Genomic DNA, 23,187 nt, shown 5'->3' with positions numbered 1-23,187 from the left:
TTTAGCCTTTAGAATATTTTAGTAACTTGAGAAAAAGGAATAGCAGACAATTGGTCAGAATAAACAGGCATAGTACTTCCATCTACTGTATATCCTGAATCTTCAATGATTTCATTATTTTCATCTAAAATTACAGGATTTCCATCTTTATCTATGATTACCCTTCCTGGATCTTCTAACGCAACTTTTTTCCCAGTTGGTTTACCATTTTCATCTAATATTTGACCTTTTACATCATAAAAAACATAATTACCATCTTTATCTCTTACTTGGTCTTCAATATATAAAATTTGTCGCGCTTTTAATATAACTTCTCCATCTACAGTTTCTACTGAATTTACAGTATATGCTTTAGTAACTCCATTATCACCAACATTTCCATCTTCTATATTTTTACCTATTATTGTTGCTGCATTAGAGATATTTGATTGCTTAAAAGAATCAGCAAGATACTGCATTGTTTTAATTGTTTCAAGATTGGTATTGATACTTGACATTTGCATTTGAGTAGTAAGCATTTGTTCAGAATCCATAGGTTTTGTAGGATCTTGCATTTTAAGCTGTTCTAACATTAATCTTAAAAAGTCATTGTTTGTTAGTTCATCATTAGCTACAGAAGTAGTATATGAATTGCCATCTGCTCCCCTTGAACTATTAACTGTTACATTATTTTCTACTGCCATAATAATCTCCTAGTTTGCTTTTTCATCAAAGAAATATCTAACTACATTATCAGAATCCATTGCTTCTTGAACTCTTACTGCTAGTTTTTCGTCAATTACAATGATATCACCTGTACCGATAATTCTTTTATTTACAAAGATATCACCACCTGAACCAGCTTGCTTATCTAAAGATATAATGTCACCTTCTGAAAGTTCTAAAAACTCTTTTATAGTAACATTTGCACTTCCTAGCATAACATCAACAGTAATTTCTGTATCTACTAATAGGTCATAATCTCTTTCACTAATTTCCATAAATGCACTTTTTTGTTAAATTACTACATTATATCACAAAATTATAGTAAAAAAGATTATATAAAAGAAATATTTAAATAGTTTATTTTTTGTAAGTTTTTTTATAAGACATTATCTAAAGATTCAAGCATAGTATTAACTTTAGCTTCAATATTGCCATCAAAGTTTCCTAAATCACTAGCTATAACTACTCCACCTGCTGTTACGTTGGGATCGTCAACTAATTGAATAAAATTTTCTAAATTTAGTTCATCTTTTAATACTTGATAATCTTTTGGATTCAAATGTATCTTAACTTTTGAAGCATTCTTTATCTTCTCTAAAAGATGAGAAATAGTTTGTTTTGCAATTGCTGCTGAGTTTTGTCCAATTTCTATTGCAATAATTTTTTGTGCTATTGAAATAGATGTTTTAAGAAGTTTTGTTTCCATCTGAAAAGTTGCTTGTTCAAAAAAGTTTGCATAATGTTTTAAATCTTTTATAGCTTGAACAACTTGTGCATCTATATCTTTCTCTTTTACTCCTGCATTTTCAAGACTAGTAACTTTTTGATTCATTTGAGTAAGTTGAGTACTTAAATTTTTTATTTCACTTAGTACAGCTTCCATATCACCATTGATATTACTTGTATTTAGTACAGATGTTGGAATATTAACCTGTTGTGTTTGTCCAGCTTCATCTTTAACAAAAGTACCTAATTGGTACTCTTGAACTTCACTGTTTTTTACAACTTTTGCATTTGAGTATACATTTGCTTTATTCATTATTGTTCATCCATATCTCTATCAATTGTACCTTCTTCAATCATCTTTTGTGCAACATCAAGCATTTTTCTTTGTGCAGCTTCAATGTCTTTAATTTTAACTTTTGTAAGCATTTCAAACTCTTCTCTAAATCTATCACTAGCTCTTTGAGACATTGCACTTGTAACTTTAGCCATATCATCTTCAGTTGCATTTTTCATTGCTACTGCAACATCTGCTGTATCAACATTTTGTAAAATTTTCATTACATGTTCTGAATCTAAATTTAATAAATCTTCAAACACAAACATGTTTTCTTTAATTTTTGTTGCTAATGATGTATCAACACCATTGATATTTTTAAGAATATCTTGAGATTTTGGTCCAACCCTATTTAACATATCTGCAACAACTTTAACACCACCAACATCAACAATAGAAGAAAGAAGAGATTCAAGCTTCTTCTCTAATACTACAGAAATAGTTCTTACAACATCTGGTGATACATCTTTAATTGTTGCCATTTGCATCGTAACTTTAACTTTGATATCTTCTTCAAGTTGCATTAAAACATCAGCTGCTTTTGTTGCTTCCATATGAGAAAGAATTACTGCAATAGTTTGAGGAGACTCATCTTTAATAAAGTCAGATAGTTGCTTCGGATTAATTGCATCTAAGTAAGCAAATGATTGCGCTGCAAGCTTCATTCTTGATAGTTTTGCTAAAACTTCATCTGCTTCACCTTTTCCTAAAGATTTATATAAAATATCTTTAGCATAATCATATCCACCTGAACTAATAAAGTTTTTAGACCTAGTAAATAAATGAAACTCTTCTAATATCGCAAGTGATATCTCTTTATCAACAGATTGAATCATTGTGATTTCAGTAGAAATGTCCTCAACAACATTTTTTGGTAAATGTTGGAAAATCTTTACTGTTGCATCTTCACCAATAAGGACACAGAAATGTGCAACCTTACTTAGCATTGACATCCCTTTTAATAAATCTTTATACTCTTCAGCCATCTTTATTTTCTTTCCGATTTAAATTTACCACTACCTTCTGTAAGTAGTAACTCAATCATTCTTGCTATTTCTTCTGGATTATTATTTATCTCTTTATCAATTGCTTCAATTAATACTTCATACTTAGCAGCACTCTCTTCATCTAAGCCTTCAATATTATTCATAATTTGACTTTTGACTTTAGACTTTAATCTACCTTTTGCAGTATTTCTATCAAACTCATTTTCATAATCACCTAAGAACTCATTCATAAAATCATCATCAATAGGATTACCATCAGCATCAACTTTTCTTTTGCCTTCATCTCCTAATATAACAACTTCATGATTAACAATGAATTTTTTGTAAAAAATAAATAATAGTAATGCTGCAATTAAATATTGGAAATATTCACTAAACTCTTTTAATATTGATTTAACCATACTTAAAGTATCAACTGAAGAGTCTGCTTCTGAAGCATCAACAATCACAGGATTTCCATTTTCGTCAACTTGAACTTTCGTATTTTTCATTGTAACAAATTTGAAAGCTTTTACTGCAATTTTGTCACCTCTTTTTGCATTAAAACCTATTGTTTCTTGAACTATAGACTCTATTGAGGCTAAAAATTCTTCTTTATTTTCATTATTTTCAAATACTGTTGAATCAAAAGTTACTGCTGCACTTACTTTTTTAACAGAAGAATAGTTATTGTTCTTTTCATCTATTATTTTTTTTGAGATTTCATAGTTAGTTATATTCTTAGAACTTTCGCTATTTGATTGAATCCCGTTATTTCCATTTGCTTCATCAGGTACTTGAATATTATTCTCAACCCCAGCTGTTCCACCAGTACCAGGATTTCCTCCAGTTGCACTTGAACTATTTTCTGTAGTTTGTTGACTTCTTATTGTTCCTTCAGGTTCGTATATTTCTTCTTGAACATGTCTTTTTTTGAAATCTAATTCCATTGTTACTCTTGCAACAACTCTTCCAACCCCAACTACTGGCTCTAATAACTCTACAATCTTTTTTTCATAATCTTTTTCAAGTTTTTGTTTATACTTATTTTGTGTTAATGATTTTTCATTTTCTAAATCATCTGTTGACATTTGTAATAAAGCACCATCTTGATCTATAAGTTTGATATTCTCAACTTCTAAATCAGGAACTGCTGATGCAATGAAGTTTTTTATTCCATCAATTTGTTTTTGTGTTAAAAAAACTCCAGGTTTTAATGAAAGTACTGCTGATGCAGTTGGTTCACTTTTTCTTTCTGTAAAAATTGTATTTTTAGGAATTGCTATTTTAACACTTGCACTTAAAACTCCAGAAAGAGACTCTAAAGATCTAGATAATTCACCTTCTGTTGCTCTTAAAAATTTTACATTATTTTCAAAATTTGTTGTTCCTAAAGAAGATTTCTCAAATATTTCCCAACCAACGTGTTTACTTGTTGCAGCTTCACTTGTAACAAGTTTAATTTTTGCAATATTAATAAACTCTTTTGATGTTTTAAGTGTAAGAGAGTTTCCACTTCCTATAACAGAAAAAGGAACACCTGATGCTTCAAGCTCATTACTTGCCATCATTACTTGATTTTTAGTTAAATTACTTGCAATAGTATAATTAAGTTTTTTATCTTCTGCTTTTATATTTGAATATACCAATAATCCAACTAGTAGCACAAATAAAATAGAAAAACCTCCAATTATTACAGCTCTTTGTGCAGCATTTAAGTTGTTAATAAACTTTAAAAGTTGATCCATATAATAATAATCCTAACTAGTTTTTTTGTGATGATTCAATTACTGACCTAAATAGTCTAGAATCTTTTTTAATTGATGATTGTATAGCATCAAAGATAATCTTATTTTTTGACATTTCACTCATTTGACTATCCATGCTAACATTGTTTCCATCATTTTGTTCTTCTAATCCTTTTACATTAACTAATTTAGGTTCATTGAATTTATTAATGTCACTTAAAGAAGGATTGATATGTTTTTTATTTGTTGTATAAAGTTCTAATTCTCTATTACCTTTTACTTTATTTAGTTCATTTTCAAAAACTAAATCTTTTGTTTTATATCCTGGTGTATTTACATTTGCAATATTACTTGAAATAACATTTTGTCTATCACTTCTAAAGCTTAAATGTTTGAATAATAAGTTAGTTACGCCACTTGCTTCCATTATCTACTTGTATCTCCAATTTTTTGAACTAACACTTCATTCATTTCACTCTCTGTTTGAACTGCTTTTTGTGCTTGTTCTAATCTTCTGTGAGCATCAATTAATGCTACCATAGATGAGACACTATTTACATTTGATTTTTCTAATGAACCTTGCATAAATTGTCCATCATTATTCTCTATTGGAATAATATTTGCCTGCCCATCTCTAGCTTTGAAATTATTATCTTTATATTTTTGTAAATCATCATAGTTTATTTGAACTACTCCAATTTGAGCTTCAAAATTTTCACCAGCTTCTATTGCGATTGGTTCATCGTCATTTGATAATACAGCTTGACCATTTGAATCAACTAAAACTCCATTTAAATTTTTAAATGACCCATCTCTTGTATAAACAACGTCGCCTGTATTTTCATCTCTAACTTTAAAAAAGGTATCTGATTGGGTTAAAGAAAAGTCTAAAGCATTTCCTGTAGGTATAATTGGTCCTTGTTCAGCACTTATATATTTTGTATCCATTTTTGGAATTGTATTAACTACTTCGTTTAATTTTGTTGGATCAAAACCATCTTTTTTGGCTCTTTGCATATAATAATTAAAAGACCCTTCAGCTGTTCCTTCTTGTTTAAAACCAACAGTATTAACATTTGCTAAATTATTAGAAACTACATCAATCCTATTTATTTGATTAATCATTGATGCTGCTAAAGGATATTTTGCCATTATCTTCTCCTATTTATTAAACTCTGCAATTAATGCATCTAAATCATCTTCTGCCATTAAATCACCAGTAGATGAATCTCCATGAATATGTTTTGCTACTGCAATCTCTTTATAATCATTTTCATCTTCGAAAAGATTATTTAAGTATACAGTTAATTTTCTAATAACTGACATTACTCTTTCTATCTTTTGTCTATTAATATCATGATATTGCATTAATTCCATTGCTTGGAATATTTCCATATTTCCATTATTTATCTTATCATTAATATCAGAGATAAAATTTCCCATTTTCTCTGCTTGTTCAAGATTTTGTTTAAAAGCGTCTATATTAGGAAACTTTTGATTTAATGAAGATAACATTGCTGTTTGTTTGTCACTAAAGTTTGCTAACTCTTGAACATCATTTTGAATTTCATTATTGTAGTCTAAAATATTACTTAATACATCAAATATTTTTGTTGCTTTCTCTTCTGAGTCATTTGCAACTTGACTTAATTGATTTACTACTTTATTATCTTGTTCTACTGGCAATGGAAAAACCCCACTATTAATTTTTGAATCGATATCTTCTATATCAGGATCATTTGCTGGAATATCATAAGGGATATCCACTTTTTCAGATTCAGAAGTAGTTTCTTCTTTTGGCTCTTCTTCTTGTATTCCATCAATTGAAGAAAGAATATCATCAAAATTATCTTCTTCAAAAGCTTGTTCCTCTGAAATACTTTCATCAGTTGATTCTTCTTTAGTTGGTTCTTCTACTGAAGGGATATCTGTTTCGTCTATTGTAGGAATATCTACTGAAGGGATACTATCTTCTGTAACCTCAGGTTCATTTACCTCTTCAATTGATTCAACTTCTTTTAAAACATCATCAATATTTTGTGTTGTATCAACTACTGGTTCTGTTTCTTCAATATTATTTAAAATATCATCAACTGTTTCTTCTTCTGTATCTTCTTCTTTATTATTAACTATTTCTTCAGTTTGTGCAATCAAATCATTAATGTCATCTTCTGACATCGTTGAGTTTTCTGTCGTCTCTTCTGCTTGAGGCTCTGGTTCTACTTCTTTAGAAATTTCTGGCTGTTCTGCAGGTGTAGATTCTTCCTTTGAACTATCATCTTCAAAGTCTAAACCATTCATTAAAGCTTCAATTTCTTCTTGACTCATACTCATTTTAAAACCTTTTATTGGTACTGTAAATTATTTATTATTTTAAAACTCCATCAAGTTTTTCTTTTAAAACTTGTGCATTAAATGGTTTAACAATATAGTTATTTACTCCAGCTTTTAGTGCTGTAATAACTTCCCCTTTTCCACCTTCAGTAGTAATCATAATAATTGGAACTTTTTGGTGATTTCCCTCTGATCTAACTTTTTTAACTAAATCTAAACCATTCATATTAGGCATATTCCAGTCTGTTAAAATAATATCATACTGACTTTCAGTAAGAAGTTTCCATGCTTTAACACCATCTTCTGCTTCATCGAAGTCATCTTTTGCAAAACCTAATTGCATAACAACATTACCAATGATTCTTCTCATTGTAGAACTATCATCCACTATCAAAATTTTCATAATTTAACCCTTATCAAAAAACTATATTCAAAATCTATACATTATATAAAATTTGTTTTAAATTTATACTTAATAAATAAAAAAATGATTAATAGAATTTATCAAAGTTTAAAAGTACTTTAAATATAATTATTTAATATTACTTTAAATAAAAGGGATACCATGATAAGAGGTTTATATACTGCAGCAACAGGAATGAATTCTATGCAGCATCAAATTGATGTTACATCTAATAATATCTCAAATGTAAATACTGCTGGTTTTAAGAAAGACAGAGCAGAATTTCAAGACTTAATGTACGAAAGTTTAAACTATACAGCAGGAAGAACTTCATTAAACACTATCAATCCAACAGGAATGGATGTAGGTTTAGGAGTTAGAATTTCTGGTATACAAAAAGACTTTCTAGAAGGTGACTTAAAAGAAACCTCAAATCCACTAGATATAGCTATTGAAGGTAAAGGTTTCTTTCAAATCACATTACCTAATGGAGAATTAGCTTATACTAGAAATGGTCAATTTAAACTTGATGAAGAAGGAAACATTGTAAATGGGAATGGATACCTTTTAGAACCTCAAATTACAGTTCCTGATAACCTAGTTGATATTTCAATTGGTACTGATGGTATTGTAACAGGAAAAGATCCTCAAACAGAAGAAGAAGTTGAAATTGGACAAATTACAATTGCTGATTTTATTAATCCTGCTGGATTAACTCCTACAGGTGAATCACTATTTAAAGCTAGTGAAGCGTCAGGTGATGCAATTGTAGCAAATCCTACTGAAGATCAGTTAGGTGGATTAAGACAAGGAATGATTGAATTATCAAACGTAAAACTGGTTAATGAAATGGTTGACTTAATTACAGCACAAAGAGCTTATGAAGCTAATTCAAAAGCAATTACTACAACTGATAGTATGCTTGATACAGTTAATAGATTAAAAAGATAATTATTAATTTTATAGTTCAATGGATTTAAAAGAATTAAAAAGACTAAGAGAAGAAAACTTTTTAAAACATAAAAAGAAGAAAAGAGAATATTACTTAAAAAGTAAAGATAAAGACTCTTCTGCTAAATATAAAAACTTAAAAAGTATAGATTACTCTGAAGAATTAAATGATATAAACTTTTTAAAAAATATGAAACTTATTGCAAAAAAGCAAAAAGGTCATATTGATGATAGAAAAGAACAAATCATTAAAAAGATTCAAGACTATAAAAAACGTAAAAAAGAGTACTACGAAGAAAATAAAGAAGAAAGACTAAACTACGATAAAGAGTATAGACAAAGAAAAAAAGATAAGCTTAAAGAGTACCGAAGAGAATATTATAAAAGAAACAAAGAAAAAATACTAGCAAAACAAAAAGAAAAAAGAAAACAAAATAAAGAGTAAAAAATGGCAGAGAAAACAGACCAAGAAATAATAGAAGAGTTAGGTTTAGAACAAGATAATAATCAAACTAATGAAGAAGATACACTTCAACTTGTTGATAATGAAGAAAACTCATCATCTGATAATCCTGTAGAAGAGAATATTCAAAACACCGAAGAGAACCTAGAATATGAAGATAATACCATTGAAAATGAAGATTTAGATGAAGAGCCAATTCAAAAAAAGAAACCAAAGGTTTTAAAAATATTAATTGGTGTCATAGCTGCATTATCTGTTATTTTAACTTTAGGAACTATTCTATTTCTAGCAGGTTTCTTTGATGAAGAAGAAAAAGTACAAAAACCTATTGTTAAACAAGTAAAAGAAGAAAAAAAACCTGAAGTTGATATTAATATTGATGATATTGATAAAAATAAGTTAAACCAAAAACTTAAAATGTTAACTAAAACAGAGATTTTAAATAAAGAACAGTTAGAAGCAGAAGAAAGAAAAATAAAAGAAGAAGAAAGAAAAAAAGAAGAAGCTAAACAAAAAGCAATTGAAGAAGAAAAAAGAAAAGCAGAAGAAAAAATTGCCAAAGAAAAAGAGGCTTTAGAGAAAGAGAAACAACTTCTTGAAGAAAGACAAATGGCAATAAAAAAAGAGCAAGAAGAGTTTTTAAAACTGCAAGAACAAATAAGACAAGAGTTTAAAGAACAAAAAGCAAAGATATTTAAAGAACTTGAAGAACAAAAAAATATTATAAAACCAGTAGAAGTTAAAAAAGTTGTAGAAACAAGTAATAACGTTGAACAAATAATAGAGAATGCAATAAATGAAGATAAAGACACTACTGTTATAATTGAACCAAACTCTAATACTAATGAAGAAGAGAAAAAAGAAGTAGCAATAGCTATTCCTACAAAAGAAGAAGCTAATGATGTTATGAACTCAAATCTTTTCTTACCATTTATTAATGTAGCTATTATAAAAGGAGAACTTCATAAATCATATTTAGACAAAGTAGAAAGCTTTGATAAAAAGATTTCACTATGTAGAGATTCTAAAAATAGAATAGAAATTTATTTTGGGCCATATGAATCTTCAGTAGAAAGAAACAAAGTATTTAGTGCTCTAATGGACAATGGGTTTAAGGATTCATTTTTAGTTGATTTTACAAAAGAAGAGTATCAAAAAAGATGTAATTATTAGAAAACTTAATTAAGAGTTTTCTAGTATTACTAAAGAGTTTTTAACCTCAATTCTTTTATTATCAGTATCTACGCTTACAATATAGTTCTCAATATTATAAGGGATTAAAAAAGTTTTTGGATGACCTTTATCTACTAACTCTTTTGATGTTTTAATTTCTAAATAGTCTTCAATTGGATATCGATGAATTTCAACAACTTCACCTAAATCTAAATTATTTTCAATAACATTACAAGAAACAATATCAAACCAGAAGTGTTCATTTTCTTCTAATTTGCAATCATTTTTTGTTTGTTCTATTGTTGCATATAAAAGTTGATTTGTAAGCTTTTTTGCAGTATCTACATCATCATAGTCTTCAAATTTAACTAAGTCTCTATTGGGATTATATTCCTCAAGAGTTAATGTAAGTTTTTTGTTTGTAGTAAAGCTTGCGCCTTTTTTAAATTGCTCAGGAAAGTCAGAGTCAATAAAAAGTCTTAAGTGACCTTTTAGACCAACAGCCTTTCCTAATTTAGCAACATAGATTTTATCATTCATTCTAGTTTGACAACACTTGTATTTTGTAAGATACACCATCTTTGGCTTTACAACCGTTCGCCATTGTTTTTAATGCATTTATCATGTTTCCATTTTTACCGATAAGTTTACCGATATCTGCACTATTTGCATGAACAGTTATCTCAGTAAAAGTTTCATCAATTACATTAGTTGAGATGCTAACATCTTCAGGGTAACTTACTATAAGTTTTGCATAGTTTTCTATAAAATTAGTAATCATGATAAAATCTTATAATAAATTTACTTTTTTTCAGCTAATTTCTTAACTCTCTCAGATGGTTTTGCACCAACACTTAACCAATAGTTATATCTTTCTTCATCTAGTTTTAATACTTTTGGCTCAGATACTGGGTTATAATAACCTAGTGACTCAATCCATCCTGAATCTCTTCTTTTTCTTGAGTCTGTTACAACGATTCTGTAAAATGGTTTTTTATTTCTACCCATTCTTGTTAATCTAATTACTGTCATTTTTTTTCCTTCTGTTTATTTATAGTATTGAATTCTAAACTCCTCTTCTTTCAAAGTAAGTTTACAACTCAATACTATTTATTTGTTTACCTATTTAGGTAAATTAAGTCCTCCTGGACCACCTTTTCCTTGCATTTGTTGCATCATGTTTTGTAAACCTTTCATTCCACCTTTAGAAGAAAGTTTTTTAGCCATTTTTGATGCATTTTTAAATTGCTTAAGTATTTTGTTTACTTGCATTTCTGAAAGCCCAGAACCTTTAGCAATTCTTCTTTTTCTACTTGGATTCATCAAGCTTGGGTTTTCTCTTTCTTTAGGAGTCATAGAACCAATTAAAGCTTTGATTCTTTTAATTTCATCAGAGTTTTCAAAATCCATATCTTTTAATGGTCCTGCCATTTGAGAAAGTCCAGGAATCATTCCAATAATTGATTTCATAGAACCTAATTTACTCATCATTGAAAGCTGATCTAAGAAGTCATTAAAGTTAAATTCACCTTTTTTAATCTTCTTTGATACAGCTTTTGCTTTTTTCTCATCAATAACAGCTGCTGTTTTTTCAGCTAAACCTTCAATATCCCCTGCACCCATAAGTCTAGATACAATTCTATCTGGAATAAATACTTCAAGGTCTGGCATTTTTTCACCAATACCTATAAATCTTAAAGGAACACCAACTTGATGAGAAATAGAGATTGCAACTCCACCTTTAGTATCACCATCATATTTTGATAATACAACCCCATCAATTCCAATTTTTTCTTTAAAAGTAGTTGCTGTTTTAGTAGCATCATGTCCTGTTAATGAGTCAGCAACATAGAAAATTTCATCTGGAACAACTGCTTGTTTTACATCATGTAATTGTTGCATTAATTCTTCATCAATTGCAAGTCGTCCGGCTGTATCTATTAAAAGTACATCATAATGTTCTTTTTTTGCTTTTTCTTGTGCAGCTAATGCGATTTTAATTGGATTTTTTTCATTATCATCAAAATAAATATCTACTTCAATTTGAGCTGCAATTTGTTTTAACTGTTCAACTGCTGCTAATCTTTGTAAGTCACAAGCCGCAACTAAAACTTTTTTCTTTCTAAGTTTTAAATAATTTGCTAATTTACCTGTTGTTGTTGTTTTACCAGAACCTTGTAGTCCTGTCATTAAAATTGTAGTTGGAGGAGTAGCAGAGAATACAAAACCTTGATTCCCTTCTGTAGTTAAAATTTTTGTTAATTCACTTTTTAATGCTCTTAAAAATGAGTCTTGTCCTATTCCTAGTCTTTTTGTTTCTAATTCAACTGCGGTAACAAGATCTTTTGTAGTTTTATGATGTACGTCTGACTTTAATAATGACTTTCTAAGTTCAGTTGTCGCCTTTTTAAGAGAAGCGGCATCATCTTTATGTCTTATTTTATTAACTGCATTTTTTATCGAACCGGTTATTGAATCAAACAAAATAAACTCCAAACTTTAATAATTTTTGTGGATTATATTAAAAGTATACTTTAAGTTAGGTTAAGTGAAGTAATAGTTTAAGTAATTATTAATTTTAATAAGAAATAGATCTCCCATAAAAAGGGAGATTTTATTTTTCATAAGCTTAAATTTTAGTTAAAGTCATACACTTTGAATTCTCTTGGCTCTTTTGCCTCAAAGTCATAGTCAAATATTTTTGTTCTTTTTGAGTGTAATAATACTCTATTTATATTAGCAACAGGCTTTCCATAAATTGTATCTCCAATAATTGGAAGTCCTATATTATTAAGATGTACACGGATTTGATGAGTTCTTCCTGTATCAATTACAACTTTGATTTTAGATTTATTCCCTTCAACAAACATTGGATAAACAGTTGTTTTTGCAGGCTTACCTTTTTTACTATCAACTTTTGATTTTGCTTGACCTCTATCTTTTGTTGTTAGAATTGGTTTATCTATTTCAATTTCATCAATTACTTTTCCATCTACAATTGCAACATACTCTTTATATACATTGTTATCTCTAAACTCTTTAATTGCTTTTTTCTGGAACTCTTCATTTTTTGCAAAAAGCATTACTCCACTTGTCTCTTTATCAAGTCTATTTAACATAATTGCTTTTGGAAATTTTTTTGCTATCTCATCAGAAGTTAAAAATGCTGGTTTATCTACTGCCAAAATATCATCATCTTGAAAAATAACCTTAACTATTCCAATCTCTTTAACAGTAAACTTTGTATCAGTATCAATTTCACCTCTAGCAATCATTACTTTTTTGCCAGCAGCTCTAACTAAACCTTTATCAATAAGCTCTTTTGCTTTAGAGTTCGAAATTCCTTCTTGTTTTGCAAGAACTTTATATGCTTTATCGTATGCCATGTAATTCCTTTATTATTGGCTTTATATCACCTTCTTGTACTAAAGATGATTTTTCTATATTATGAACATTTTCCAATGTTTCTTTCAGTTCACTATCTTCTATTATCTTATAATTTTTAACACATTCAAAAAGTGATTTTTGATTAAAAATTCTTTTTCCTGAAATTAATTTACACTCAAAAAAAGCTGGTTCAATTGGATTATGACCACCAACATTTGCAAAAGCTCCACCTAAAATCACTATATCTGAAATAGCATAGATGTTATTAAGTTCACCTAACTTATCTACTAAAATTATATCAGAAGAGAAGTTTTCTTGTTGTGAAAATCTATGAAAATTCAAATTTTTTTCTTTTGCAAAAGATTCAATAAGTTCAGCTACTTTTTCAAATCTTTCTGGATGTCTTGGAACAATAACTAGTTTCCCAAATTTTCTATCATATGCTTCTAAAATAAGCTCTTCTTCTTTTTCATGGGTACTTCCAGCTGTAATTAAAGTTTCACTTGGTTTTTCAAAACTTCTAGTTATTTTAGGAAGTTGTGCTAGTTTTATATTTCCTATAACTTCTACATCCTTTGCACCAAGTTCTAAAAGTCTTTCTTTATCTTCTATTGTTTGAGCAAATACTTTATCTATATTTGAAAATACTCTTTTATAAAAAAAAGAAAACTTTCTATATGAAGCATAAGATTTATCAGATATTCGTGCATTTATTAAGTATGTTTTTGCACCCTTTTTCTTTGCAAATAAAAATAAAAAATACCAAAGCTCAGCTTCCATCACAACTAAAGCTTTTTGTTTTTTTATCCAAAAAGGTAAAAATATTTCAAAAGGCAAATATCTAACACTAAAAGATAGCTTTTTTGCTTCTTCAAAACCTGTATTTGTTATTACACTTATATTTGTCTCTTCTAGTTCTTTTACTAAAGGTTCAATTGCTTTTGCTTCCCCTAAAGAACAAACATGAAACCAAATAGCACTTTTTTCAAAAGGTTTATTGTTTTTTAAAAAAAATTTTGCAGGAATTGCTTCTTTGTATTTTTTGTTTTTTGTTTTATAAAGTAAGTAGGGAATTGCTAGTATATAAATTACTAAAGAAACTAGATAATAAAAAATACTAAAAAGGCTCAAAATTAAGCCTCTTCAGTCTCATCTTCTTTGTAAAGAATTCTTCCACAATGTGGACAGTTAATGATCTCTTCTGATTTGATAACTTCTGAATAAGTTTTGTCATTGATTTTCATAAAACATCCATAGCACGCTTGGTCTACTACAGGAACTACTGCTGAATCTTTTGCCCATCTTCTAATTTTTTCATAGAAAGTTAAAATTTTATTATCAAATTTTTCTAACAGTTCACTTCTTTCTTGATAAACTGCATTTCTTTCTTGATTAATTTCATCAATTGCATTATCAACTGCAATTTGAATCTCTTTGATTGAATCTTCTTCTTCAGCTAATTTTGCTTGTAATTCTTTTAATTCTTCTTCTTTAGCTGCTGCAATTTCATCTAATCTTTCAATCTCTTCGTTTGCAAAAGCAATTTGCTCTTTTGCAATCTCTTCTTCTAATTGTAAAGCTTTTACTTCTTTTTCATTTGTTACTTCATTATGCTTTTTAGAAATATCATCTAATTTAGTTTTTAATTCTGCTAAATGAATATTGTTTTTTGTTCTTTTTGATTTTACATCATCTATTTGTGCATATGTATCATTAATTGAAGTTTTAATTGTTTCTGCTACTTCAATAAATGTCGATAACTTTGCTTTTTCATTTTCTATTTTTGGTTCAAACATACTGATAGAACCATCATACTTAGATAGTTTTACTAAATCCTGTAAATACTTATTCAACCGTGTCTCCTTGTGTACAAAACTTAAATGGGTTTTTTGAAGCTGTTATTATAGCTTTTAATTGATTTTTTTTCAAATATTCACTAACAAGTCCCTCTAATAGAGTGCTGAAATACTTTTCACTTTCGTAGTGTCTAATATCAATTAAGGAAATACCTCTTGCTTTGGCTTCCATAGCATCATGATATTTTATGTCTCCTGTTAAAAAGAGATCAGCTTGAACTTCATTTATTAATGACATACCTGCACCTGTTACTAATGCAACTTTTTTAACTTCTTCGTTACATTTTACATATTTTAAATACTCTAATCCTAAGTTCTTAGTAATTTTGTTTGCAAAGTTTTCAAAGCTATCATTCACATGTGCATAGCAAATAAACTCTTCACTATCAATAACTTCTAAATCTAAAACTTCACGTGCCACATACTTATTTAAATGTGTTTTATCAATATTAGTATGCATAGAGATTAGAGCAATATTTTTTTGAATTAATTTTTTAACTAATTTAGAACTATAGCTATCATAATTGATAGTTTTTAAAGCTTTGAAGATTAAAGGATGATGAGTTATAACTAATGAGTTTTCTTCCATCTCATCAACTATTTGCTCATCTAAATCTATAGAAATATAAACTTGTTTAACCTCATCTTCAAAGTTTCCTATTAGAAGACCTGAATTATCCCACTTTTCTTGTAACTCAAAAGGTGATAATTCATCTAAAAAACTATATATTTCTTTTATTTTCAAAACTAGTCCTTTATTAATTTTCTCATAACAATCTAGTTCATTTTATTCACTACGATTGATACGACACATAGTGTCTAATTCACACCTGCTTTTTGTGTAAGTTCTTAACTTACAACAAAAATCAAAAAAAGCTAAAAGAGTTATCCCATAACTCTTTTTAAACGCTCTTTTTCCTGTTCTTTATATAAAACAGCACAACCTTGTGCTAACTCTCTAACTTTAAGAATATAGTTTTGTCTTTCAGTTACTGAGATTGCTTTTCTTGCATCAAGAGTATTAAATGCATGTGAAGCAATCATACACTGATCATATGCAGGTAATGGAAGCTGCGCATCTAAACAAGATTTACACTCATTAAAAGCATCATCGAAGTGTCTAAATAACATCTCTGTATTTGCTATCTCAAAATTATATTTAGAGAATTCATATTCATCCTCTTTGTGAACATCTGCATAAGTAGTTGTTCCATGTTCATTTTTATTCCATACAATATCAAATACAGAATCAACACCTTGAAGATACATTGCAAGTCTTTCAGTACCATAAGTAATCTCAACTGCAACAGGGTCACAAGCTAGACCTCCAACTTGTTGGAAATAAGTAAATTGTGTTACTTCCATTCCATCAAGCCAAACTTCCCAACCAAGTCCCCATGCTCCAAGAGTTGGAGATTCCCAGTTATCTTCAACAAATCTAATATCATGTTTAGAAAGGTCTAATCCTAAATATTCTAAAGATTGTAAATATAAATCTTGAATATTATCTGGACTAGGTTTAATTAAAGTTTGGAACTGATAGTAAGCTCCTAATCTATTTGGGTTTTCTCCATATCTTCCATCTGTTGGTCTTCTACTTGGTGCAACATATGCTGTACTCCAAGGTGTAGAATCTAAACTTCTTAGAAGTGTAGCTGGGTGAAAAGTTCCAGCTCCAGCAGGGATATCATATGGTTGTACAATATTACATCCTTGCTTTGCCCAGAACTCTTGTAACTTTAATAGAATTTCTGAAAATGTTACCATCTATTTTATTCCTAACTCTTTATTAAATTTTTGTTTATTGAAAGTAATAGCTTACTTCAATTAATAACACAGGTTAATTTGTGTGTACTATAAAATTACTTCTATTTTTTTAGAAATTGTTTCAACTTTTTTTGATTGAACTATTCTATCTTCTTTTAATTTTACAGCCAACTCTTTATCTGAGATTGCTAAAATTTGCATCGCAAAATATGCAGCATTTATAGCTCCTGTTTCACCAAGTGTTGCACTACAAACAGGTATTCCTGCTGGGGTGTAAACAGTTGAAAAGGATTCATTAATATCACTACTTTTTGTTTGATGTGATACAACTGGTTTAGTAGTTAAAGAACTAACCATTCCCGCTAAATGAGAAACAACCTTTGATGCAGTAATAAATACTACAGCTCCTTTTCTCTCAGCTTCTAACACATACTGTTCCGTTCTTTTGGGTGACTTAAGGGCAGAAGAAACAACAAGTTCATATTTAACTTCAAACTTCTCAAAAGTCTCAACACAACACTTCATTGTTTCGTAGTCAGATTCACTACCCATAATAATAGATACAAACTTCATTTTCTCACCTGTTATTTTTTAAACACGTGATTTTATCAAAGTTTTTCTAATAATTTAATTACTTTAGATGCTTTAAGTTCTTGCCATCCATCAAAGCGATATAAAACTAAAGATTCATTTTTAAAAATAAACTGACTATAGTCTTTTGATTTATCTTTTACATATATTGCTTTTGAATGTTCATACTGTTTTACATTTCTTTTGCGGTCATAATCTGTAAAGATAACAACACTAGGAATAAAAAAAGCATCTGCAATATGATATGTTGAAGTATTAACTGTAAATACCTTATCACAATTTGAGACAATATAACAAAAATCTAAGAAACTACTTGAATCATTTGAAAGGTCAATATATTTATTATCTTTAAATTTTGGGTCAAGTTTTAGTGCCGATACAAAAACATAATCAGGCATTTTTTCTATCATTTTTTTTAGTAATTTTACTGCATAATCTTTTGGTATAGATTTAGCTGCATTTGCTGAATATGGGTGAAATAATAAAACCTTTCCCATTTGTTTTATTGATTCAATTTTTTCTTTTATTTCTTTTTTAGGCTTATATGAAGTAAAGTTGATTTCATTATATTTTTTCTTTTCTGGTATAGTTTTATAATCTATTCCTAACTTATATAACCAAGCATCAGTGTAGTTAAGCCTTTGATAAAAACTTCTTTTAGTAACTGAACTTGCATCAACAAAGAAATCATAAGAACAAAACTCTTTAACATCAATTGATAAAGCACTGATTTTGTTTATAAAACTTTGATTTGAAAAAATCATTTTATCTCTTGAGTAAAATCTATTTTCAGAAGCATTAATATATATATCTAAGCTTACTGTTTTAAACTTCTTTTTTAATCTTTCATAAAAAATTCTAAGGGCACTACAAGCACAAATCATTTCAGAGATACTTGAACCTAAGCTACCTAAAATTAGAACTTTTATATCTTTTTTTAGAGTACCATCTATTTGTTTTTTCAAATCACTTTGTTCTTCATTTAAATAAACAGACTCTACAAGATTTTCTTCACTTTGAATAGCTATTTTATTTCTATATTTATAGTTTAAATTATTTGTAATATTGTATTCATTTATATTTGTAATACCTAGTTCCCTAGGAAACTGACTTAAATATCTAACTTTTGATTCATCGATAATTTTTGCTTTGTATTTATTTCCGACATTTGCAAAAACTTTTTTTAAATCACCAAAATCATCTAATGTAGTTATATAAATAGTTTCATTTAATAAGTTAGATGGTCCTTTTACTTTTTCATACTTAACTAAAGTCCCATCTGTTGTCTTGATATTTATATTTTCTGTAACTCTAAAAACTACCATTCTTAACTATTACAAGAACCTTCACAAGATTTTACTTCTTCTTCACTTTTAACTCTAAGCATTGTTAAATAAGGTAACTTTCCTGGAAGTTTAATTTTATTTGTATTTCCACTATGTACTGATTCTAACTCTTTATTTGTTTCTGTTAGAATCTTTTTAAATGAAACATAATATTTACCATCTTCTTTTTTATAGATTTTTCCAATTTCATTTTCACACGCTTGAATTAAACTTCCAATTGGAGCAAAAATTTCTATCTCATCATTTGGATAAGTTTTATATTTACAATAGAAATGTTCTTCATCTTCTGTAATAAGTCCACTTACCTCATAACTTCCTTTGCTTAATGCATATTCATGATTTTGAGTATTAGTTCTATCAAAAGGTCTATGCACTAAATAGGCATCTGTAAAACCTCTATTTTTTGTAGTTGCTAGTTCTTCTTGATATTTGTCTGCTTCAAATTTTCCAGCTTCATAATCATCAATTGCTTTTCTATAAGCATATGCTGTTACAGCTGCATAATATGGTGACTTTGTTCTACCTTCAATCTTAATAGAATCAACTGCTCCACTTTCTAAAATCTCATCAACATGAGAAGCTAGGTTCATATCTTTTGCATTAAAGATATATGTTCCCACACCTGGCTCTTCTTCAAGTCTAAATAATGTACTATGATCTTCATTTGCTGCATATAAAGTATATTCAAATCTACAGTCATTTGCGCAACTTCCTCTGTTTGGAACTCTTCCCATTTGTACAGCTGATACTAAACATCTTCCAGAATATGCAAAACACATAGACCCATGTACAAAAATCTCTATTTCCATGTCAGGTAAATGTTTTTTAATCTCTTGTACATCTTTTAAAGAGATTTCACGTGCTGCAATAATTCTTCTAACACCCATATCCCAAAATACTTGAGCATCTAAATAGTTTAATACATTTGCTTGTGTTGAAAGATGAATTGGTATTTGAGGAGCAAGCTCTCTACAAAGTCTTACAACCCCAGGAGCTGCAACAATAAATGCATCTGGTTCTAACTCTGCCATTTTAATAATATGTTTTTTTAATAAATCTATTTGAGAGTTAAAAGGAAACCCATTAATAGTTGCATAAACTTGTTTTCCTCTTGCATGGGCATAATCAATACCCTCTTTAAAAGTTTCAAAACTAAACTCTTTTCCACTTCTAATTCTTAAACTAAAGTGACTTACACCACCATAAACTGCATCAGCACCATAGGCAAAGGCAATTTTTAATTTCTCTAAATTACCAGCAGGTGAAAGCAATTCTACCTTATTATTTTTGTTCATTATATTCCTTTGTGTTTCCAAGACACTGTTTTTAAAACGTGATTATATCAAAAAATTCTATAGATTAAAGTTTAAAAAAAATTAGTTAAATTTTATAAGATTTTGCTTATACAGATGAAGAAGGAAGCTTCTTAGAAGCTTTCCCACTCATCATCGTCATTATTGTTTGCAGTTATAGTTTTTTTTGCTGAAGTAGGATTTGTATTCGGTTCTATTTTTTTAGAAGAAGAAACCTCACTTTCTACATGTTTTTTTATAACTGTTTCTTTTTTAGGTTCTATTGAAGGTTTTTTTTCAACATGCACATCTTGAGTATAAGTTTTACAATGCTCTACTTTTATATTATCCATCATATCAAATAAACTTTGAGTAGAATCTTCAAGCTTTTTAGAAATCATTTCTAATTTATCATTTGAAGCATTTTTAGCATTTTCATCAACATACTCTTGTACTGCTTTGTGTACATTTTCATGTTGTTCTTTTAATGAAGGCCAAGATGAAGTTTTTGTAAAATCTTTTCCTTTATTTTCTTGTTCTAAAATCCATTTGCCAAAGTCACACTCTTTACAAGTTTTAACTTTCCAAGAACTATTTGAGTTTCCTACTTTTGCAAAGTTATCATTTTTGAATTTAATATGATCATTTTTAAGTTTTGCAATTTCAAAGACAAGATTAATATCACAAATCTCATTCTTTTTTTCTTTATTAAAGTTTGCTCTATCTGCTATTTCAAGCATATTTGTTGATAGTCCTGCAACTTCATTTGCAAGATTACTGATTTGAGTTGAAGACTCAGCATTTTTTTGAGTAGCTTGGTCTAAAGAGTTTACAACGTCATTAATTTGAACAATTCCAGTTTCTTGTTCTTTACTTGCACTGTTTACATCTGAAATTAATCCGATTGTTTCAGTTACTTTAGAACTTAAGTCAGCATAACCACCAATCATATTATTAGCAATTTGCTTACCTTCATTTGCTTTACTAGTTGCTCTTTCAACTAACTCTTTAATCTCTTTTGCTGCTTCAGCAGATCTATTGGCTAAATTTCTAACTTCCCCTGCTACAACTGCAAAACCTTTTCCAGCTTCACCTGCTGTTGCTGCTTCAACTGCTGCGTTTAGTGAAAGAATATTTGTTTGGAATGCAATTTGGTCAATTACAGTAATTGCTTCATTAATTGAACTAACTTGCACATCAATTTCTTCCATTGCACTTGTTGTTTTAGTAGCTAATTCTTGACCATCTTGAGCTGACTTATTTAAATCATTTGCCAAAATTGACATTCTATTTACTTTTTCATTACTTGATTTAATAATTGAAGTAATTTCTTCAACCGCAGCAGCTGTTTCTTCTAAACTTGCAGCTTGTTCATTAGCTGAAGTTGATAATGTAGATGAAGATGAAGATAAAACATCAGTATCATTATTTAATTTCTCACCAGTAGTTGTAATCATAGATAAAAACTCAGATACAGTTCCACCTAGTTGTTTTGTACTTGTGAAAATAGAACCAATAATACCATTTGATACAGCATGTTTACTACTTGTTTTATAATCAAAATTAGAATTACCATACTCAATTAAGATTTTGTTTATTTCTTCAAGTTTTACATTAGTACCTTCAATCATAGCGTTAATAGAAGTTCTTAACTCTTGTATTTGAGGATTACTTGAAGTTGCATTTACTTTATAAACATAGAATCCATTATTTACTTTTTGTATTACATCTTTTACTTCATCAATTACAATAGCATCTTGCGCTTGCTCATCTTGTAAAGATTTTATATAACCATTAAAAGAATCAACAACTTTTCCAATTTCATCATCATTCTTTTTCTCAATCATATTATTACTATTTGAACTTTTTAGATTTTCTATTGCATCTTTTAAATCTTCTAATGGATTAGTAATTACTTTTTTTATTAAATATGAATAAATAATGTAAATGATAATAATAGAAATTAAGATAAAAACAAATGTGTATTTAATAATTGAATTAATTTCATCAATAGTTCTTTTCTCCATTGCAACAATACTATCTTCTACATCGTCTACATACTCTCCAGTACCAATAATCCAATCCCATGGCTCAAATTTTTGCACAAATGAAAATTTTTGTTGAGGCACATCCTTACCTGGCTTTTCCCACATATATTTAATAAGACCACCTTCAGATTTAGCATTAGCAATTTTTGACATGTCATTAAATAAAAATTTTCCTGCTTTATCTTTTACTGCTGATAAATCTTTTCCATCAAGACTAGGTTTGATTGGATGCATTATCATTTTAGGATGTGAATCATTAATCCAAAAATATCCATTATTTCCATATCCCATATTTTTAATAGCTTGTAAAGCCTCTTTTTTAAGATTTGCGGTAACATCTGAAACATATTCACCTGTTCCAATGACCCAATTAAAAGGTTCAAATAACTTTACGAAAGAAACTTTAGGTTGTGGTTTTTCAAAGCCTGGTTTAGGCCAAACATAATCAACAAAGCCTTCTGAATCTTTTTTTGCAACATTAGCAAATTCTGTAAAGATCTTTTTCCCACCTTTATCTTTAAATTCAGATAAGTCTTTATTATTTAATTGAGGTTTAATAGGATGCATTACCATTACTGCATCAGTGTCATTGATCCAGAAATATCCAGTCTTTCCGTATCTTGTTCCTTCTACAATACTTTTAAGCCTAGATTTTAATTCATCTTGAGATATTTTTCCATTTAATCTAATATACTCTGCTTCTAAGATTGAAAAAAGAAAGCCTGTATGCTTTTTAATATCCTCTTGAATTTCAACTTTTACTTTGTCAATAGCTGTTCTTTTATAATAAGAATCAACTGTTTTCATTGCTAAAGAAACATAGTTTTGCAACTCTTTTTCTTTTTTTAAGTAAGCTTCCTTTCTAAATTTTTCAACGTCCTTCTTAGATAACTCTTTTATTGAGTAAATAGATTGTACTTCAGTTGTAACTACAACTAGTACTATTGCTACTAAAGAAATAAGCAGCAATTTACCTTTGATAGATAATCCCCCCATATTAGCATCCCTTTTCATTATTTTGATATATTTTAGCTTTTAAAAACAAAATTTGTCAAGTTACTTAGAGAATTTGTAAAA

The 23,187-nt window shown here is 28.6% G+C and carries 25 protein-coding genes; 3 read left to right on the top strand and 22 right to left on the bottom strand.

The window, feature by feature from the left end:
* Positions 1-8: 8 nt before the first annotated feature.
* The 9 genes from CRV01_RS03305 to CRV01_RS03265 form a co-directional block, all read right to left on the bottom strand.
* The gene (locus CRV01_RS03305; protein ID WP_129006827.1) at positions 9-683 is read right to left on the bottom strand and encodes a flagellar hook assembly protein FlgD; all 675 of its coding nucleotides are present in this window, start codon (positions 681-683) and stop codon (positions 9-11) included.
* A gap of 9 nt (positions 684-692) precedes the next feature.
* The gene (locus CRV01_RS03300; protein WP_129006826.1) at positions 693-980 is read right to left on the bottom strand and encodes a FliM/FliN family flagellar motor switch protein; all 288 of its coding nucleotides are present in this window, start codon (positions 978-980) and stop codon (positions 693-695) included.
* A 101-nt stretch (positions 981-1,081) separates the two neighbouring features.
* Positions 1,082-1,744 carry a FliH/SctL family protein gene (locus tag CRV01_RS03295; protein ID WP_129006825.1) on the bottom strand — a complete coding sequence of 221 codons (663 nt, stop codon included), beginning with the start codon at positions 1,742-1,744 and terminating at the stop codon, positions 1,082-1,084.
* Positions 1,744-2,751 carry a flagellar motor switch protein FliG gene (fliG, locus tag CRV01_RS03290; protein WP_129006824.1) on the bottom strand — a complete coding sequence of 336 codons (1,008 nt, stop codon included), beginning with the start codon at positions 2,749-2,751 and terminating at the stop codon, positions 1,744-1,746. Before fliG ends, CRV01_RS03295 begins: the two co-directional genes overlap by 1 nt.
* A 2-nt stretch (positions 2,752-2,753) precedes the next feature.
* Entirely contained in the window at positions 2,754-4,499 is a 1,746-nt protein-coding gene (gene fliF / locus CRV01_RS03285) for a flagellar basal-body MS-ring/collar protein FliF (RefSeq protein ID WP_129006823.1), read from the bottom strand.
* Between the two features lie 16 nt (positions 4,500-4,515).
* The gene (gene flgB / locus CRV01_RS03280) at positions 4,516-4,926 is read right to left on the bottom strand and encodes a flagellar basal body rod protein FlgB (RefSeq protein WP_129006822.1); all 411 of its coding nucleotides are present in this window, start codon (positions 4,924-4,926) and stop codon (positions 4,516-4,518) included.
* A complete protein-coding gene (locus CRV01_RS03275) occupies positions 4,926-5,651 on the bottom strand; it encodes a flagellar hook-basal body protein (protein ID WP_129006821.1) in 726 nt (241 codons plus the stop codon). Before CRV01_RS03275 ends, flgB begins: the two co-directional genes overlap by 1 nt.
* A 9-nt stretch (positions 5,652-5,660) precedes the next feature.
* Entirely contained in the window at positions 5,661-6,833 is a 1,173-nt protein-coding gene (locus CRV01_RS03270; protein ID WP_129006820.1) for a hypothetical protein, read from the bottom strand.
* Between the two features lie 34 nt (positions 6,834-6,867).
* Positions 6,868-7,236 carry a response regulator gene (locus CRV01_RS03265; protein ID WP_129006819.1) on the bottom strand — a complete coding sequence of 123 codons (369 nt, stop codon included), beginning with the start codon at positions 7,234-7,236 and terminating at the stop codon, positions 6,868-6,870.
* 162 nt (positions 7,237-7,398) lie between these two features.
* On the opposite strand from CRV01_RS03265, the gene flgG reads away from it, so the two are divergent.
* The 3 genes from flgG to CRV01_RS03250 are packed head-to-tail and all read left to right on the top strand — an operon-like array spanning position 7,399 to position 9,823.
* Positions 7,399-8,187, top strand: coding sequence for a flagellar basal-body rod protein FlgG (flgG, locus tag CRV01_RS03260; RefSeq protein ID WP_129006818.1), 789 nt, complete (start codon positions 7,399-7,401; stop codon positions 8,185-8,187).
* 19 nt (positions 8,188-8,206) lie between these two features.
* Entirely contained in the window at positions 8,207-8,632 is a 426-nt protein-coding gene (locus CRV01_RS03255; protein ID WP_129006817.1) for a hypothetical protein, read from the top strand.
* Positions 8,633-8,635: 3 nt separating this feature from the next.
* Positions 8,636-9,823, top strand: a complete 1,188-nt coding sequence (locus tag CRV01_RS03250; protein ID WP_129006816.1) for a hypothetical protein — start codon at positions 8,636-8,638, stop codon at positions 9,821-9,823.
* Positions 9,824-9,832: 9 nt separating this feature from the next.
* On the opposite strand, the gene rimM is transcribed toward CRV01_RS03250, so the two are convergent.
* The 13 genes from rimM to CRV01_RS03185 form a co-directional block, all read right to left on the bottom strand.
* On the bottom strand, positions 9,833-10,363 hold the full coding sequence (gene rimM, locus CRV01_RS03245; RefSeq protein WP_129006815.1) for a ribosome maturation factor RimM: 531 nt from the start codon (positions 10,361-10,363) through the stop codon (positions 9,833-9,835).
* Between the two features lies 1 nt (position 10,364).
* The gene (locus CRV01_RS03240; RefSeq protein ID WP_129006814.1) at positions 10,365-10,604 is read right to left on the bottom strand and encodes a KH domain-containing protein; all 240 of its coding nucleotides are present in this window, start codon (positions 10,602-10,604) and stop codon (positions 10,365-10,367) included.
* A 20-nt stretch (positions 10,605-10,624) separates the two neighbouring features.
* The gene (gene rpsP, locus CRV01_RS03235) at positions 10,625-10,855 is read right to left on the bottom strand and encodes a 30S ribosomal protein S16 (RefSeq protein ID WP_129006813.1); all 231 of its coding nucleotides are present in this window, start codon (positions 10,853-10,855) and stop codon (positions 10,625-10,627) included.
* 90 nt (positions 10,856-10,945) lie between these two features.
* The gene (gene ffh, locus CRV01_RS03230) at positions 10,946-12,307 is read right to left on the bottom strand and encodes a signal recognition particle protein (protein WP_129006812.1); all 1,362 of its coding nucleotides are present in this window, start codon (positions 12,305-12,307) and stop codon (positions 10,946-10,948) included.
* Between the two features lie 152 nt (positions 12,308-12,459).
* Entirely contained in the window at positions 12,460-13,209 is a 750-nt protein-coding gene (locus CRV01_RS03225; protein WP_129006811.1) for an RNA pseudouridine synthase, read from the bottom strand.
* Positions 13,196-14,344, bottom strand: a complete 1,149-nt coding sequence (gene waaA / locus CRV01_RS03220; RefSeq protein WP_129006810.1) for a lipid IV(A) 3-deoxy-D-manno-octulosonic acid transferase — start codon at positions 14,342-14,344, stop codon at positions 13,196-13,198. Before waaA ends, CRV01_RS03225 begins: the two co-directional genes overlap by 14 nt.
* Positions 14,344-15,063: a zinc ribbon domain-containing protein gene (locus CRV01_RS03215; protein WP_129006809.1), complete on the bottom strand. Its 720-nt coding sequence runs from the start codon at positions 15,061-15,063 to the stop codon at positions 14,344-14,346. The genes waaA and CRV01_RS03215 overlap by 1 nt, the downstream gene beginning before the upstream one ends.
* Positions 15,056-15,811, bottom strand: coding sequence for a Nif3-like dinuclear metal center hexameric protein (locus tag CRV01_RS03210; RefSeq protein ID WP_129006808.1), 756 nt, complete (start codon positions 15,809-15,811; stop codon positions 15,056-15,058). Before CRV01_RS03210 ends, CRV01_RS03215 begins: the two co-directional genes overlap by 8 nt.
* Positions 15,812-15,951: 140 nt before the next feature.
* The gene (glyQ, locus tag CRV01_RS03205) at positions 15,952-16,833 is read right to left on the bottom strand and encodes a glycine--tRNA ligase subunit alpha (RefSeq protein ID WP_129006807.1); all 882 of its coding nucleotides are present in this window, start codon (positions 16,831-16,833) and stop codon (positions 15,952-15,954) included.
* Positions 16,834-16,920: 87 nt separating this feature from the next.
* A complete protein-coding gene (locus tag CRV01_RS03200; protein ID WP_129006806.1) occupies positions 16,921-17,406 on the bottom strand; it encodes an AIR carboxylase family protein in 486 nt (161 codons plus the stop codon).
* A gap of 35 nt (positions 17,407-17,441) precedes the next feature.
* Complete coding sequence (locus tag CRV01_RS03195; protein ID WP_129006805.1) at positions 17,442-18,749, bottom strand: hypothetical protein; 1,308 nt, start codon at positions 18,747-18,749, stop codon at positions 17,442-17,444.
* Positions 18,750-18,751: 2 nt separating this feature from the next.
* Positions 18,752-20,065 (bottom strand): peptidase U32 family protein, encoded by a 1,314-nt coding sequence (locus CRV01_RS03190; protein ID WP_129006804.1) that lies wholly within the window; start codon positions 20,063-20,065, stop codon positions 18,752-18,754.
* Between the two features lie 131 nt (positions 20,066-20,196).
* Positions 20,197-23,106 carry a cache domain-containing protein gene (locus tag CRV01_RS03185; RefSeq protein WP_129006803.1) on the bottom strand — a complete coding sequence of 970 codons (2,910 nt, stop codon included), beginning with the start codon at positions 23,104-23,106 and terminating at the stop codon, positions 20,197-20,199.
* Between the last annotated feature and the right edge of the window lie 81 nt (positions 23,107-23,187).

It is taken from the genome of Arcobacter sp. CECT 8983 (genome assembly GCF_004118855.1).
In the GTDB taxonomy this organism is placed as follows: domain Bacteria; phylum Campylobacterota; class Campylobacteria; order Campylobacterales; family Arcobacteraceae; genus Halarcobacter.
This window is presented reverse-complemented; position numbering and strand designations above follow the sequence as displayed.